This window comes from Wolbachia endosymbiont (group A) of Oxytorus armatus (assembly GCF_964027005.1).
Taxonomy (GTDB): domain Bacteria; phylum Pseudomonadota; class Alphaproteobacteria; order Rickettsiales; family Anaplasmataceae; genus Wolbachia; species Wolbachia pipientis.
In genome coordinates this window covers 618,534-631,942 of sequence record NZ_OZ034719.1, presented here as the reverse complement: position 1 = coordinate 631,942, position 13,409 = coordinate 618,534, and the positions used below count along the sequence as shown (strand labels likewise).

The 13,409-nt window shown below is 36.5% G+C and carries 12 protein-coding genes and 1 tRNA gene; 2 read left to right on the top strand and 11 right to left on the bottom strand.

The window, feature by feature from the left end; translation table 11 throughout:
- Nucleotides 1-541: 541 nt before the first annotated feature.
- Nucleotides 542-1,405 carry an Rpn family recombination-promoting nuclease/putative transposase gene (locus AAGD79_RS03160; RefSeq protein WP_182320143.1) on the top strand — a complete coding sequence of 288 codons (864 nt, stop codon included), beginning with the start codon at nucleotides 542-544 and terminating at the stop codon, nucleotides 1,403-1,405.
- Between the two features lie 370 nt (nucleotides 1,406-1,775).
- Here AAGD79_RS03160 and AAGD79_RS03155 read toward each other — a convergent pair whose 3' ends face one another.
- The 8 genes from AAGD79_RS03155 to rpsD all read right to left on the bottom strand — a co-directional run bounded on the left by AAGD79_RS03155 (nucleotide 1,776) and on the right by rpsD (nucleotide 6,595).
- Nucleotides 1,776-2,891, bottom strand: a complete 1,116-nt coding sequence (locus tag AAGD79_RS03155) for an FtsW/RodA/SpoVE family cell cycle protein (RefSeq protein WP_341811601.1) — start codon at nucleotides 2,889-2,891, stop codon at nucleotides 1,776-1,778.
- The gene (gene ubiE, locus AAGD79_RS03150; RefSeq protein ID WP_341811600.1) at nucleotides 2,888-3,604 is read right to left on the bottom strand and encodes a bifunctional demethylmenaquinone methyltransferase/2-methoxy-6-polyprenyl-1,4-benzoquinol methylase UbiE; all 717 of its coding nucleotides are present in this window, start codon (nucleotides 3,602-3,604) and stop codon (nucleotides 2,888-2,890) included. Before ubiE ends, AAGD79_RS03155 begins: the two co-directional genes overlap by 4 nt.
- 60 nt (nucleotides 3,605-3,664) lie before the next feature.
- Complete coding sequence (lipA, locus tag AAGD79_RS03145) at nucleotides 3,665-4,528, bottom strand: lipoyl synthase (RefSeq protein ID WP_010082514.1); 864 nt, start codon at nucleotides 4,526-4,528, stop codon at nucleotides 3,665-3,667.
- Nucleotides 4,521-4,835, bottom strand: coding sequence for a 50S ribosomal protein L28 (rpmB, locus tag AAGD79_RS03140; RefSeq protein ID WP_006279619.1), 315 nt, complete (start codon nucleotides 4,833-4,835; stop codon nucleotides 4,521-4,523). Before rpmB ends, lipA begins: the two co-directional genes overlap by 8 nt.
- Before the next feature lie 37 nt (nucleotides 4,836-4,872).
- Nucleotides 4,873-5,214 (bottom strand): DUF721 domain-containing protein, encoded by a 342-nt coding sequence (locus tag AAGD79_RS03135; protein ID WP_010082513.1) that lies wholly within the window; start codon nucleotides 5,212-5,214, stop codon nucleotides 4,873-4,875.
- A 439-nt stretch (nucleotides 5,215-5,653) separates the two neighbouring features.
- Nucleotides 5,654-5,854 (bottom strand): Fe-S cluster assembly protein IscX, encoded by a 201-nt coding sequence (iscX, locus tag AAGD79_RS03130; protein WP_007552114.1) that lies wholly within the window; start codon nucleotides 5,852-5,854, stop codon nucleotides 5,654-5,656.
- Nucleotides 5,855-5,884: 30 nt separating this feature from the next.
- A tRNA-Leu gene (locus AAGD79_RS03125) sits at nucleotides 5,885-5,971 on the bottom strand.
- A 9-nt stretch (nucleotides 5,972-5,980) separates the two neighbouring features.
- A complete protein-coding gene (gene rpsD, locus AAGD79_RS03120; protein ID WP_010962555.1) occupies nucleotides 5,981-6,595 on the bottom strand; it encodes a 30S ribosomal protein S4 in 615 nt (204 codons plus the stop codon).
- Between the two features lie 113 nt (nucleotides 6,596-6,708).
- Here rpsD and tkt point away from each other — a divergent pair, with 113 nt between their 5' ends.
- Nucleotides 6,709-8,742, top strand: a complete 2,034-nt coding sequence (tkt, locus tag AAGD79_RS03115; RefSeq protein ID WP_341811599.1) for a transketolase — start codon at nucleotides 6,709-6,711, stop codon at nucleotides 8,740-8,742.
- A 537-nt stretch (nucleotides 8,743-9,279) separates the two neighbouring features.
- On the opposite strand, the gene AAGD79_RS03110 is transcribed toward tkt, so the two are convergent.
- The 3 genes from AAGD79_RS03110 to AAGD79_RS03100 form a co-directional block, all read right to left on the bottom strand.
- A complete protein-coding gene (locus tag AAGD79_RS03110) occupies nucleotides 9,280-10,353 on the bottom strand; it encodes an ankyrin repeat domain-containing protein (protein WP_341811598.1) in 1,074 nt (357 codons plus the stop codon).
- On the bottom strand, nucleotides 10,350-12,092 hold the full coding sequence (locus AAGD79_RS03105; RefSeq protein ID WP_341811597.1) for an ankyrin repeat domain-containing protein: 1,743 nt from the start codon (nucleotides 12,090-12,092) through the stop codon (nucleotides 10,350-10,352). Before AAGD79_RS03105 ends, AAGD79_RS03110 begins: the two co-directional genes overlap by 4 nt.
- A 132-nt stretch (nucleotides 12,093-12,224) precedes the next feature.
- Complete coding sequence (locus tag AAGD79_RS03100) at nucleotides 12,225-13,379, bottom strand: multidrug effflux MFS transporter (RefSeq protein ID WP_341811637.1); 1,155 nt, start codon at nucleotides 13,377-13,379, stop codon at nucleotides 12,225-12,227.
- Between the last annotated feature and the right edge of the window lie 30 nt (nucleotides 13,380-13,409).

Sequence of the window (13,409 nt, the reverse complement as noted above, 5' to 3'; positions counted from 1 at the left end):
TTATGTCTTCACAACATTTCTAGGTTTTTACCTATATAAGCTGAAACGCGCTTATAAGTCGTTTAAGACAGTATAGTACGCCAATTTGCAGGATTAGAGAGTGACAACTAGCTAACACGGGGTTTCTTTTGCCTTTTTTTCTGCTTAGTAAATTTCTTAAACATTTAAACTAAGGTGAGTTGCATTTAAAAGCAGCTAAATTGCAGTGTTTAAGACTTAAAAAACGCCAATACTGAAAATAGACAATGACTAGGGCTTCTTTTGCCTTTTTTTTCGTTTGGTAAATTTCTTAAGTATTTATGGCTAAACGACAATCGTCATCCCGCTACGTGTTAGCGGGATCTATGTTAAGGTATGACGGTTAAGTAAGGGATCTATGTTAAGAGATACCGCGGCGGTATGACGGTTCGTGGCGGCGTGACGATAAGCTCGTCATCCCGCTACGTGTTAGCGCCGCGGCGGTATAGCTATACTTAAAAATATGGTTGAATAGTTGTTAATAATAGTGTATAATTATTAATCTTTTCTCAGTATTTTTACTATGGCTCTTTCTAAATTTCTCGATCCAAAGTTAGATTTAACATTTAAGAAAATCTTTGGCACTGAAAAAAATAAGAATATTCTTATCCATTTTTTAAACGATATTTTAGGATGTACTGAAGTCAACACTATACAAGAAGTAGAATTCTTAAGCACCATTATGGACCCTGAAATTGCTTCTGATAAACAAAGCATTGTTGATGTTCTTTGCAGGGATTCTAGTGGGAACAGGTATATAATTGAGATGCAGCTCACTCGTGATAAAGGCTTTGAAAAACGCGCACAACTTTATGCTGCTAAGGCTTACTCAAGACAAGCTGATAAATCTGGTAAATACGTTGATTTAAAGAAGATTTTCTTTATCGCGATTTCAAATTGTACCTTATTCCCTGATAAGCTTGACTATATATCTAGCCATACCATAAGAGATGAAAAAACCAATGAGCATGACTTAAAAGATTTTCAATTTATCTTCATAGAGCTGCCAAAATTTCCTAAGAGTAGAGAAGAACAACTAGAAAGTGTAGTAGACCGTTGGCTATTTTTTTTCAAATATGCAGATGAAACAACGGACGAAGATCTCAGAAAAATTGCGGAAAAATCACCAATAATAAAGCTAGCATATGATGAATTAGATAAGTTTCACTGGAATGAAAAAGATCTAGTAGCTTATGAAGAAAGAATAATGGATCTGCGCAAAGAAGAAGCCATTCTTGAATACAGACTTGATCTTGCTAAAGAGGAAGGTAGAAAAGAGAGGGAAATTGAAGTCGCAAAGAATCTACTTAAAGCAGGTGTTTCTTTTAATATTATAGCTCAAACTACTGGTCTTTCTATGAGTGAGATCAAAGAATTGCAGAATTAAGTGTGAATGGTTACGAAAAATATAAGTTTTTGCGATAAACGACATAGTGATGTATTTGTTGTTCAGCATGTCAGTGGAATATTTTCTGGTATCTGTTCAGATGCATGGCTAATGCTGAAACAAAAATTCCAGTGCTCCTTTTTTTGTCATCCCAGTCTGGGATCCAGATTGGGCACTAAGTTGGTAAACACGAAAGCGCTTTACAACGTTTTTGATGGAACTGTGCAAAAGGACTGGATACCAGTGTCAGCTACTTGCATGACACCCATTTGTTCCTATAGTTGCTTTTCTCGTCTACCTTATTTTGCCACTCATCTGAACAGATACCCATTTTGGAGGGATACCAATAATAGTTGTGAGCGGTACAAGTTTAGTCCATATACCTTCCAAGCATAACACGCTCACGAAACTTTAATGCGATAGCTTGGTTTCTACTGAAAGACAGCATTATGCCAAGTGCGATGCTCGAAGATAAAAGAGAAGAACCACCATAGCTAAGTAACGGCAGGGTTATGCCAGTGGTAGGAAAAACACTCAATGTTACCCCTATGTTTATTATGAATTGTGTGATGAATTGCATTGAGATACCGAGAATCACCAACAGATTAAATAATTCATTTTCCCTATATGCAATGTAAAGCAAGCGGGCGGAAATGATGCCAAATAACATCAATGTGGCTAAGCACGTAATCAAACCAAATTCTTCTGCTAAAACAGAAAACACAAAATCTGTATGACAATCAGGAAGAGAGGCTTTTACGCTACCTTCACCAGGTCCAACTCCAGTTAATTGACCTCTTTTGAATGCTTCTAATGATTTTGTGACTTGAAAGTTATCGCGCTGCGTAAAAAAGACAAAATTGTAAATCCTTTGCTTTATATGTGGGAGGCATAAGTAAGCTATTGTAGTTCCAGTTGTGGCCATTCCTATTATGCATAGAAAGTATAAAAATGGTATACATGCAATAAACATTTGACCGATAAAAGAATATGTTAAAAGCATAGACATACTGAAATCAGGTTGCAAAAGTAACAACACAAAAACTAACAGAAATATTATGATTGATATGTGTATTTTAAACTTCATTTCGCTGGCCAAGATACTAGCTATAACAACAGAAAAAAATGGCCTTACGAACTCAGATGGTTGAACAGAAATTTTGACAATATGTAACCATCGTTTCGCACCTTTTACCTCTATACCAAGTATTATCGCAATTGCTACTAGAATAGTAAATAAAATGAAACCTGCAAACGAGAGGTTAAGTATAGTTCTTGTGTTGAGAAAAGAAAATGTTACCAAGGTAATTAGTGACAGGACTATATAAATTGTGTGACGCCGTATAAAATAATCTTGTGGTAAAGAAAGACGCTGCGCAATTACAGGGCTTGCTGAATAAACAAGAATGAAGCTTATAGTGAGCAAAAAAAACACTGGAAGGATGAGATAATAATCCAGCGTTCTATACCAGAGTTTAATATTCATTTTGTTCCAATGTGTAATGCCACTATTCCATAGCTCATATTATGAAACTCAACATTCTTAAAGCCTATCTCTTCAATTTCCATTTTAAAATCAGCCTGAGTTGGAAATTCTCTGATGCTCTTCACTAAATATTCATAAGAACTCTTGTCTTTAGCAACTATGCTGCCAATTTTAGGAATTACTTTAAATGAATATAAGTCATAAAGTTTGGTAAATATCTCATTTTGATAGTGCATAGGGGCAAATTCTAAGCAGATAAATTTCCCATGTGGTTTTAATACCCTGTGCGCCTCATTTAAAGCCTTCTTGCGGTCAGAAACATTTCGCATGCCAAAAGCTATTGTGCAATAATCAAATTCGGAGTCTTCAAATGGTAAACTTTCTGCACTTGCACATACCCAATCAAAATTAATTTGGTTTGAATTTATAGCTTTATCACGTCCTCTGCTTAGCATGTTTTGATTTATATCGCATACTGTAACCTTAGCACTTGGCTCTTTTCTTACTATTCTTATTGCTATATCTCCAGTTCCTCCAGCAACATCTAAAACCTTAGAGTTTTTTGTAAAATGCACACTATTTACCATCCTATCTTTCCATAATCTGTGCATTCCGAGGCTCATTATATCATTCATGGTGTCGTAGCGACTTGCCACGGAATCGAATACCTCTTTAACTAATTGCGATTTCTTCTTGATTTTTATAGTAGACATTACGTAAAGTCGCTCAACTCCTTTATAATTAGTAAAAATTAATTTGAATTAACGCAAATGTCAACGACAAGCCTTGAGCCTGTTAAAATCTTCTTCAGCGTGGTATGATGACCGAGTTAGTGGGCTTGATGCAACCACTAGGAACCCTTTGGAGTAAGCGATATATTTATAATGCTCAAATTCCTCTGGGGTAACATACCTATCAAGTTTTGCATGTTTTGGAGTTGGTTGTAGATATTGACCAATTGTAATAAAATCAACCTCAGCACTGCGCAAATCGTCCATAACCTGCAGTATTTCCTCTTTTGTTTCTCCAAGACCAACCATAAGCCCTGACTTTGTGAAAACTTTAGGATTAATCTGCTTTACCATCTTCAGTAAATATAGTGAATGAAAATAGCGAGCTCGTGGTCTTATTTTTGCATACAATCTCGGCACTGTTTCAATATTGTGGTTATAGACATCAGGTGATGCAACAGCGATTGCTTCAAATGCTCCTTTCTTATTTAAAAAATCAGGAGTTAAAATCTCTATTGTTGTTTCTGAAGTTATCTTTCTAATTTCTTCTATGCACTGTATAAACTGATTTGCGCCACCATCTGGTAAATCATCACGATCAACAGAAGTAATGACAACATGTTTTAAGTTTAACTTTTTTATCGCTTTTGCTAAATTTTCTGGCTCATGAGGGTCTAGTTTATCAGGAATGCCAGTTGCAACGTTGCAAAATGCACAAGCACGAGTGCAAACAGAACCAAGAATCATCACAGTAGCATGACGTTTATTCCAACATTCGCCAATATTTGGACATGCAGCCTCTTCGCACACTGTATGCAAGTTATGCAGTTTAACGATGTTTAAGGTTTCATTGAATACTTCACCGGTCGGAGCTTTTGCTCTGAGCCATTGAGGTTTGCTATGCATCTGAAACTGCTAACTCTACCTCTTGCTTTACTAAAACTTTTTTCAACCTTCTTTTTATCTTCTGCGCTTTCTCACTTAGTTTAATCGTTCTTGTGTTGAGCAAAAAAGCATCTAAATCACCTTTGTAATCTATAGTTCTCAAAGTTCTTGTTGCCACACGAAATCTAAACTTTTTATTCAATATATCACTTGTCAACGTAACTTTATGTAAGTTTAAAAGAAAGGTACGCTTTGTTTTACGATTCGAATGTGATACCTTATTACCAAAAGATTTTTTTCTATTTGTTAATTCACAAACTCTACTCACTTCAATATACCAAATTATTCTATGTACTTAGATTACCTTATATAGTCAAATAGTCAATACTCTCTTGCTTAATTTTTATACCATATACTGCTTTATAGCCAAAAAATATCGTAATTTTTTCTATTATAAGAGAAATCATATGCTGAATTTCCAATGCTTTGCTGCCATTTGTTACTACCAGATGCAACACACCCGAATTTATATTCTGTGCATATGAGATCTTTTTCGGTTTTGTACACTCTGCTATTTCTTTCCCTACTATATTTCGCCAGTTTAAAATAAGACGTATTTCATTTTTGCTAATTTTATTTTTCATGCATTTTAATGCATAGTTTTCAATTATAGACTTTAATTTTTTTGGACCGCTACGTTTGAGCATTTTTCTGTTTTTTTAGTAGGTAGATAATATAAAAGTATACATATAACTTGAGATTTTGTCATTACTGCTACATGTTTGTGAGATACCGTGACGGTATGACCATAATCGTCACTCCGCAACGCATATTGCATAGTCGTCATTCCGCCGCGGAATCTAGCCCTGGTCACGCTACTTAGATGACAACCTTCTAACTGCTTTACAAACCTCTAGCCTCACACCGTAAAAGCAGTATTTTTATGCAAAACTTATCTCAACGTAGCACTTGCCAAGATCGTTCCATTTACCAAATTTTGTGCTGTCATCTTTGCCTCATAATTAACCTTATAGCTGTTTTAATTGTAATTAGTTAAATTATTATTAACTTGCCAGGCTAGATCCAAAAAATAGCATAATCAATATGCAAATTGTAATAGAAATCACGTTTGCGTATGGTTTATTGCTATGCGGTTAATCTTTCCTCAATCCAAGCTGCTTGAATAGCTTCGAGTATTTTTTCGTTACAGCGTTTTTCATCATCATCAAATTCCTCTAAACTCAAGACCTTTTTTTTAAGCTCAGTGAATCTGATACTAATTATATTCTCATTTGGAAATTTTTCCTCCAGAGCTTCCACAATATCTTCTATATCAAGCCATTTCATACTTTTTTGTATTTATCTGCTAAGTTAAATTGGTGCCCATGGGGAGACTTGAACTCCCAAGGTCGCAAAACCCACGGATTTTAAGTCCGCTGCGTCTACCGATTCCGCCACACGGGCTTTTTTTATCTATCTAGAGTAAAACTCTACTACTAAATTGACTTCCATGTCTGCTGAATAAGGAACCTCAGAATATTGAGGCGACCTCAAATATTTCACTGAATGCTCTTTACTATCTGCTTCTAAATAATCCGGAGCCTTGCGCTCTTGTTTTTGTTCAGCCTCTACTACTACAGGGATTTTTGCTGCCCTTTCTCTTATTTTTATTATATCACCTGGCTTCACTCGATAACTCGATATGTTAACCACCTTATCATTAACTGTAACGTGCTTGTGAGATATGAGCTGCTTTGCTGAGTAAATTGTTGGAACAAGACCAGAGTGGTATAAAACAGAACTTAATCTCGATTCTAAGATACCGATAAAATTATCAGCCGTATAACCCTTTCTGTTATAAGCATCTAAAAATGTACGTCTGAGCTGCTTACTTGAAATCGCATAGTAAAACTTAAATTTCTTATGCGCAGCAAACTGCTTACCAAAGTCGGATAACTTCTTGAATCCAAGAATACCATGTTGACCTGGAGGGTATTTCCTTTTGTTTACTGGGTCTTTAGCTCTACCCCATAAATTTACACCAAGTCTACGGCTAATCCTATACTTTCTAGTGATAACAGTTGTCATATAAAAACTCTCACGATTTAACTTTAGATTATTAAGGATTTTAGCACTCAGTGTCAACTTGTTTTTGCTGATATAATCTTTTATACTTCATTTTTAAGTTTTTCTATTAACACATGAATCACTCACATTTAAAATCTATGGCAAACGCCATCCGTTTTTTATCAATTGATGCAGTACAAAAAGCAAACTCTGGACACCCAGGTATGCCACTTGGCATGGCAGATGTTGCAACTGTTTTGTTTGCTAAATATCTGAATCATAATCCTGATGATTCTAAATGGTTCAATAGAGATCGCTTTGTTTTATCAAACGGTCATGGGTCAATGTTACTATACTCAATATTATATTTGACAGGTTATATTAGCATAGATGAGCTAAAAAACTTCAGACAAATGGGATCCAAGACCCCAGGTCATCCAGAGTTCGGCTTGACTTCCGGGGTAGAGGCAACAACAGGCCCGCTCGGTCAGGGGTTTGCCGCTGCTGTTGGCATGGCACTTGCTGAATCAATCCTTAAAAAGCAATTCAGAATCAATCACTACACTTACGTGATGCTAGGGGATGGCTGTCTTATGGAAGGAATAAGCCATGAAGCAGCATCACTTGCTGGGCATCTTAAATTGAATAAGCTTATAGCTCTTTTTGATGATAATGATATTTCTATAGATGGCGCTACTTGCCTTTCCTGTTCTGACGATGTAGAGAAACGCTTCTTAGCGTATGGATGGAATGTTGACAAAATTGATGGCCATGATTTTGATGCCATATCCCTTGCAATAGAGCAAGCAAAAAAGTCTGATAAACCTACAATGATCTGCTGCAAAACTATTATCGGAAAATTTTCAAGCCGTGCTGGCACATCCTCTGCTCACAGTGGTGCTTTTTCGGAGGAAGACATAAAACAGATGAGAGAGAAATTAAACTGGAATTATGAACCATTCCATGTACCAGAAGATGTGAAAAATGCCTGGAAGAAAACTGTTGAGAGAGCAAAACAAAACTACACGATGTCATTCCAGCGCGTGACCAGGAAAGAAGAAAAAGAATGGATCCCAGTGTCAAGCACTGGGATGACAAGAGAGAGTACTGGGATGACAGGGTATCATGCAGAACTTCAAAGACGGTTAGATAAATATCTACCAGATAATATCGCTGGTGTTTTAGCTGACCTGAAGAAACAAATATGTGAGCTAATGCCAAACGAAGCTACTCGATCTTCTTTCGGCAGAGTAATGGAACTTTTAACTGAGTCTATGCCGGAATTAATCGGCGGTTCTGCTGATCTTACTGGGTCAAATTGCACTAAATATAAGCACATGCAGGTAATAAATAGCAATAATTATAGTGGCTCTTATGTCCACTATGGAGTGAGAGAGCACGCTATGGCAGCATGTATGAATGGTATGGCACTTCACGGCGCGATTCTTCCTTATGGCGGCACTTTTTTGGTATTTTCCGACTATTGTCGTCCTGCTATACGTCTTTCAGCTCTGATGAAGCAGCAGGTTATGTATGTCATGACTCACGACTCAATTGGAGTGGGAGAAGATGGCCCAACTCATCAGCCAATAGAGCATTTAGCCTCTTTGCGTGCTATACCAAATCTATATGTTTTTAGGCCAGCCGATGCAGTTGAAACTCTGGAGTGTGTTAGCATTGCACTCGAAAAGAAAGAATCTCCAGCACTGTTTGCGCTCTCAAGGCAAAACGTAAGTTACATGCATTCTGATATCGATCAATCTGCTAATCTATCGAAGTTTGGTGCATATATTTTGTGTGAATGTTCAAAAGAATTAAAAGTGACAATATTTGCTACGGGGTCCGAGGTTGAAATTGCAGTTGAAGCAAGGGAGAAATTGCAGGAAAAAGGCATAGGTACAAGGGTTGTTTCTATGCCATGCTGGAGGCTTTTTGATGAGCAAAGTGATGAATATAAAGCGGCGATATTAAATAATGACAGCATCAAAGTTGCAATTGAAGCTGGAAGTGAAATGGGTTGGCATAAATACATAGGTTCAAACGGTATATTTATTGGCATGAAAAGCTTTGGAGAATCAGCACCTTATAAAACACTTTATGAGCATTTCAATATCAGTGCCGATCATGTGGTAAAATGTGTGTGTGAGAAACTGGTTTACATTCAGTAGACTTCTTGCATAACCATATGAAAGCCCACTCTTCTTTGTCATTCCAGCGCGTGACGTTATCCAAGATGATGTCATTCCAGTGCTTGACACTGGAATCCAGCTTTTGATCGAAAATGTTGTATAGTATGCTTGTTTACAATCAATTTTTCTGGATCCCAGTGGGCTTTGTTGCATCGCTAGCTATGATGGATTAAAGATAAAAAAGATGGAGAATATCAGTAGCTTATTATTCTGGTATTTATAACAAGAACGGTCAGTGAATACCTAAATTTGAGTAAAAGAAATTTCACTACCACTCACTAATCCGGCTAAAATTCAAGAATTTCAATGCTTTAGCTATTTTCAATAGAATTAAATTTATTAATGTAAATAATAAATTACTATTCTTAAATTTGATCAGATTGATTGCAAAAAAACAAGATTTTCAATAGGTTACTTATAATCCTAACTATAGTTAGCCTTTCATAAGTAGCGATGCAACAAAGCCATCCCAGTGTCAAGCACTGGGATGACACCTTTTCCGGTAGAAGATCACTATCAAATCACATTGCTCTGGTCATTATGATCACCATTATTTTGTTCAACTGATTGATCGACCTCAGGTGAAGAAGAATCATCATAAGGTTGTGTGTCAGACTTTTCTTCGTCAGACCCAAACAACCATGAAAAAAAACCACCAAAAAATGATGCAATTAATGAAAAAGGCTTCATAAGTATACTAAACAAACTACCAAAAAAAGAGCTCGGCTGTTCTTCTGTTTGTGCAGGTTCTGTGGAAGCAACAGGACCTACATCGTTGTCTTGTACATCAGTTCCTTTTTCTGATCCTGGTTGAATATTACCTTCTAGCTTTTCTTTCTGTTGTGTACCAGCATCTTCCTCTTGATCCCCTTTACTATCTGTCGATGATTCATCCACTGGATCAGTTTTTTCTGCGTTTTGCAATAGAGTTTTTATTCCTTCATCAGTGGCTAATTTGAAAGGAGTGTTTCCATGTTTATCTTCTATATTAACATCGATTCCATCTTTTCCCAATAGGGCTTCTACTACCTCTTCATGGCCCTTTACAGCAGCCCAATGTAAAGGAGTACTATCATCTTTATCTTGTGCATTAACATTGATCCCATTTACTTTCAGTAGGGCTTCTACTATCTCTTTGTTGTTGTCTCGAGCAGCCAAATGTAAAGGAGTCTTTCCACCTTGATCTGTTGCATTAACATTGATCCCATTTACTTTCAGTAGGGCTTCTACTATCTCTTTGTTGTTGTCTCGAGCAGCCAAATGTAAAGGAGTCTTTCCATCTTGATCTGTTGCATTAACACTTGCTCCTGTACTTATTAGACGGGTTACTGCATCAACATTACCACTTTTAGCAGCCTCAAGTAATTTAGCTGTGTTTTCTAATAGAGTTTGTATTTCTTCGTTAGCAGCTAATTTGAAAGGAGTCTTTCCATCTTTATCTACTGCATTAACATTTGCCCCTTTGTCCAATAGATCTTTTACTATCTCTGCATGGCCCATTTCAGCAGCGAAGTGTAAAGGAGTCTCTCCTTTATCATTTTTTACATTAACATCTGCTCCTTCCCTTAATAGATTTTCTACTTCTTTCAAGTTGCCAAGCCTAGCAGCCAGATGTAAAAATTCTTGCTATGTTCAGTTTCTATTTCTTGGTATCTACTCAACACGTCGCGTTCTCGACTAGGGTCGAAAGTATGCAAATCTGCTCCATTATCTAATAGAACTTCTGCTGTAGTAGAGTGATTATTTTTAACAGCCCAATATAAAGAATTATTTAGATTTGTATCTAATGCATTAACATCTGCTCCTTCGCTTATTAGACGCTTTAATCCATCAATATCACCTCTTTTAACAGCCTCAAATAAAGCAGCATTTTGTGGAACTTGGCTTTCTTCTTCATCATTTTGCAATACTGGACTAGCATCATCAGATTTTTCTGCGGGTTGCAATAGAGTTTTTATTCCTTCATCAGTGGCTAATTTGAAAGGAGTGTTTCCATCTTTATCTTTTATATTAACATCTGCTCCTTTTTCCAATAGATCTTTTACTATCTCTGCATGGCCCATTTCAGCAGCCCGATGTAAAGGAGTGCTGCCATATTGATCTTGTGCATTAACATTTGCCCCTTTATCCAATAGAGCTTCTGCTACCTCTTTATAGCCCTTTTCAGCAGCCCAATGTAGAAGAGTCTTTCCGCGATCATCTTTTGCTGCAACATCAACTTTTTCTGTTGTTAATAGCACCTTTACTACACCTTCATGACCATTTCTAGCAGCCCAAAATAATGCCCGAAAATATTCATTAACATCGATTTCTGCTGTTAATAGCACTTTTACTATACCTTCATGACCATTTTGAGCAGCTAAAACTAGTTCCTCAGAAAGAGTTTTAACATCTATTTCTGTTGTTAATAGCACTTTTACTACACCTTCATGACCATCTCTAGCAGCAAAACGTAATGCTTGAGGATATGTATTAACATCTATTTCTTTTGCTGTTAATAACACTTTTACCACACCTTCATGGCCATTTTTAGCAGCCCAACATAAAGAATTCATTCCATAAAAACTTTCTACTGCATTAACATCTGCTCCTCCATTTAATAGAATTTCTACTACACCTTTATGGCCATTTGCAGCAGCCAAATGTAAAGGAGTCAGATTTATACCAAATACTCCTGCATCAACATCAGCTTTTGCGTCTATTAGAGCCTTTACTACACCCGTATGGCCATTTGCAGCAGCCAAATGTAAAGGAGTGTTTCCATCTTGATCTGTTGCATTAACACTTGCTCCTTCACTTATTAGATGTTTTACTTCATTAATATCACCACTTTTAGCAGCCTCAAGTAAAGCAGTATCTATTAATAGAGTGCGTATTTCTTCGTTAGTGGCTAAATTGAGAGGAGTCTCTCCATTTCGATTTACTGCATTAACATTTGCCCCTTTGTCCAATAGATCTTTTACTATCTCTGCATGGCCCATTTTAGCAGCCTCATGTAAAGGAGTCTTTCCATCTTTATCTTGTGCATTAACATCGATCCCTTTTACTTTCAGTAGGGCATCTACTGCATCTTTACGGCCATGTGCAACAGCCCAATGTAAAGGAGTCTTTTTATCTTGACCTACTGCATTAACATCTGCCCCATTATCCAATAGATCTTTTACTATCTCTGCATCGCCATTCGTAGCAGCATAATGTAAAGGAGTCATGTTATATTCATCTACTGCATTAACCTTAGCTCCTTCACTTATTAGACGCTTTACTTTATTAGTATTACCTTTTATAACAGCAGAAAACCAATCATTATTTATACTTTGTAAATCACTCATCCCATACCTCCTGTAAAACTATATTGTTATGATAAAGTCGTTAATAATCTATGAGCTCTCACCCCCTGTAAAATTATATTATCATGATAAAGTCATTAATAATCCATGAGCTCTGGATCACGCAAATAATGGTTATTCCCTGTGTTTTTCAGTACATTTGAGCTGGCTGTACATAAGAATTGCAATTGTAGAGCATGCTATTGTTAATAGTAAATTTGGTAAAATACCATAGCGAAAAAATTTTCCTACTATATATATTCCAATAGCCCCAAACATCATATTGCAGAATGAGAGAACTGCACTACCAAGCCCTATACCTTTGATCGTTTCTAAAGCAGAAGTTACGTTATTGCTTATTATTAATGCAAGTCCGATATTGGCTGGAATCCAGGCGACTTGAAGAATTAATATATTCAACTTGTCCGCGAAATAAAAATATACCAATAAACTATCGGATATTATCGGTAACACCAAACCTATTATTAGCATTTTGCTAACCCCTACTTTTGGTACATACCTTCTATTAATTAAAGTTCCAATTATGTAAAATATGACTATGATCGATATGAGGTAGCCAAAATACTGTACTTCAATGCCCATCGATTCAAATATGAACGGGTAGTTAGCAATGTATGCCCAAAGCCACATGAAAGTTAATCCATGAATGGCTGAAAACCCAAGGAAACGATAATTTCTAAATATTGATATATATTGCTTGAAGATATTAGTAGTTATACTGGTTTCATTTTTATTTACAGTGAGTGTTTCTTGTAACTTAAAGTATATAAAAATAAGTATAGCAATTGCTGCAAGTGATATAATAAAAAACAAAAATTTCCAACTATACCCATGTGAAATTATATAACTGCCCACCACTGGAGCTATTCCAGGTGAGAGTGCCACAACCATATTTAATTTTGAAATTACTCTCGAGTATTCACTACCCGAGTACATATCCCTTATTGCTGCATACCCAACAACACCTGCAACACCAGCCCCTGTTCCTTGTATGAAGCGAATTAGTATCAAGAGTGCAATACTGTCGGCTATATAACACATGACACTTGCCAAAGTAAAAATTGTCATACCAATCAGCATCATTGGACGCCTACCATAATGGTCCGATAATGGACCATAAATTAAGCCAGATACCGCAAATCCAACTAGATTCAAGCTAATTGTAAGCTGCACTACACTGCCTTCTACTTTAAAATAATTGGCAATGCTTGGTAGTGCAACTGAGTATAGGTCAGTTGCCATATCGACAATTGCTACAGACAATATCATAATAAGAGAGATGATATTTTGCGAAAGAGC

What these genes read in the sequence shown, in the direction of transcription:
- tkt (WP_341811599.1), top strand. Translation starts at nt 6,709, where the DNA reads ATGAATCACTCACATTTAAAATCTATGGCAAACGCCATCCGTTTTTTA.
- lipA (WP_010082514.1), bottom strand. Translation starts at nt 4,528, where the DNA reads ATGCATAGCAAACCTCAATGGCTCAGAGCAAAAGCTCCGACCGGTGAA.
- iscX (WP_007552114.1), bottom strand. Translation starts at nt 5,854, where the DNA reads ATGAAATGGCTTGATATAGAAGATATTGTGGAAGCTCTGGAGGAAAAA.
- ubiE (WP_341811600.1), bottom strand. Translation starts at nt 3,604, where the DNA reads ATGTCTACTATAAAAATCAAGAAGAAATCGCAATTAGTTAAAGAGGTA.
- AAGD79_RS03100 (WP_341811637.1), bottom strand. Translation starts at nt 13,379, where the DNA reads ATGATATTGTCTGTAGCAATTGTCGATATGGCAACTGACCTATACTCA.
- AAGD79_RS03160 (WP_182320143.1), top strand. Translation starts at nt 542, where the DNA reads ATGGCTCTTTCTAAATTTCTCGATCCAAAGTTAGATTTAACATTTAAG.
- rpsD (WP_010962555.1), bottom strand. Translation starts at nt 6,595, where the DNA reads ATGACAACTGTTATCACTAGAAAGTATAGGATTAGCCGTAGACTTGGT.
- AAGD79_RS03105 (WP_341811597.1), bottom strand. Translation starts at nt 12,092, where the DNA reads ATGAGTGATTTACAAAGTATAAATAATGATTGGTTTTCTGCTGTTATA.
- AAGD79_RS03135 (WP_010082513.1), bottom strand. Translation starts at nt 5,214, where the DNA reads ATGCTCAAACGTAGCGGTCCAAAAAAATTAAAGTCTATAATTGAAAAC.
- AAGD79_RS03155 (WP_341811601.1), bottom strand. Translation starts at nt 2,891, where the DNA reads ATGAATATTAAACTCTGGTATAGAACGCTGGATTATTATCTCATCCTT.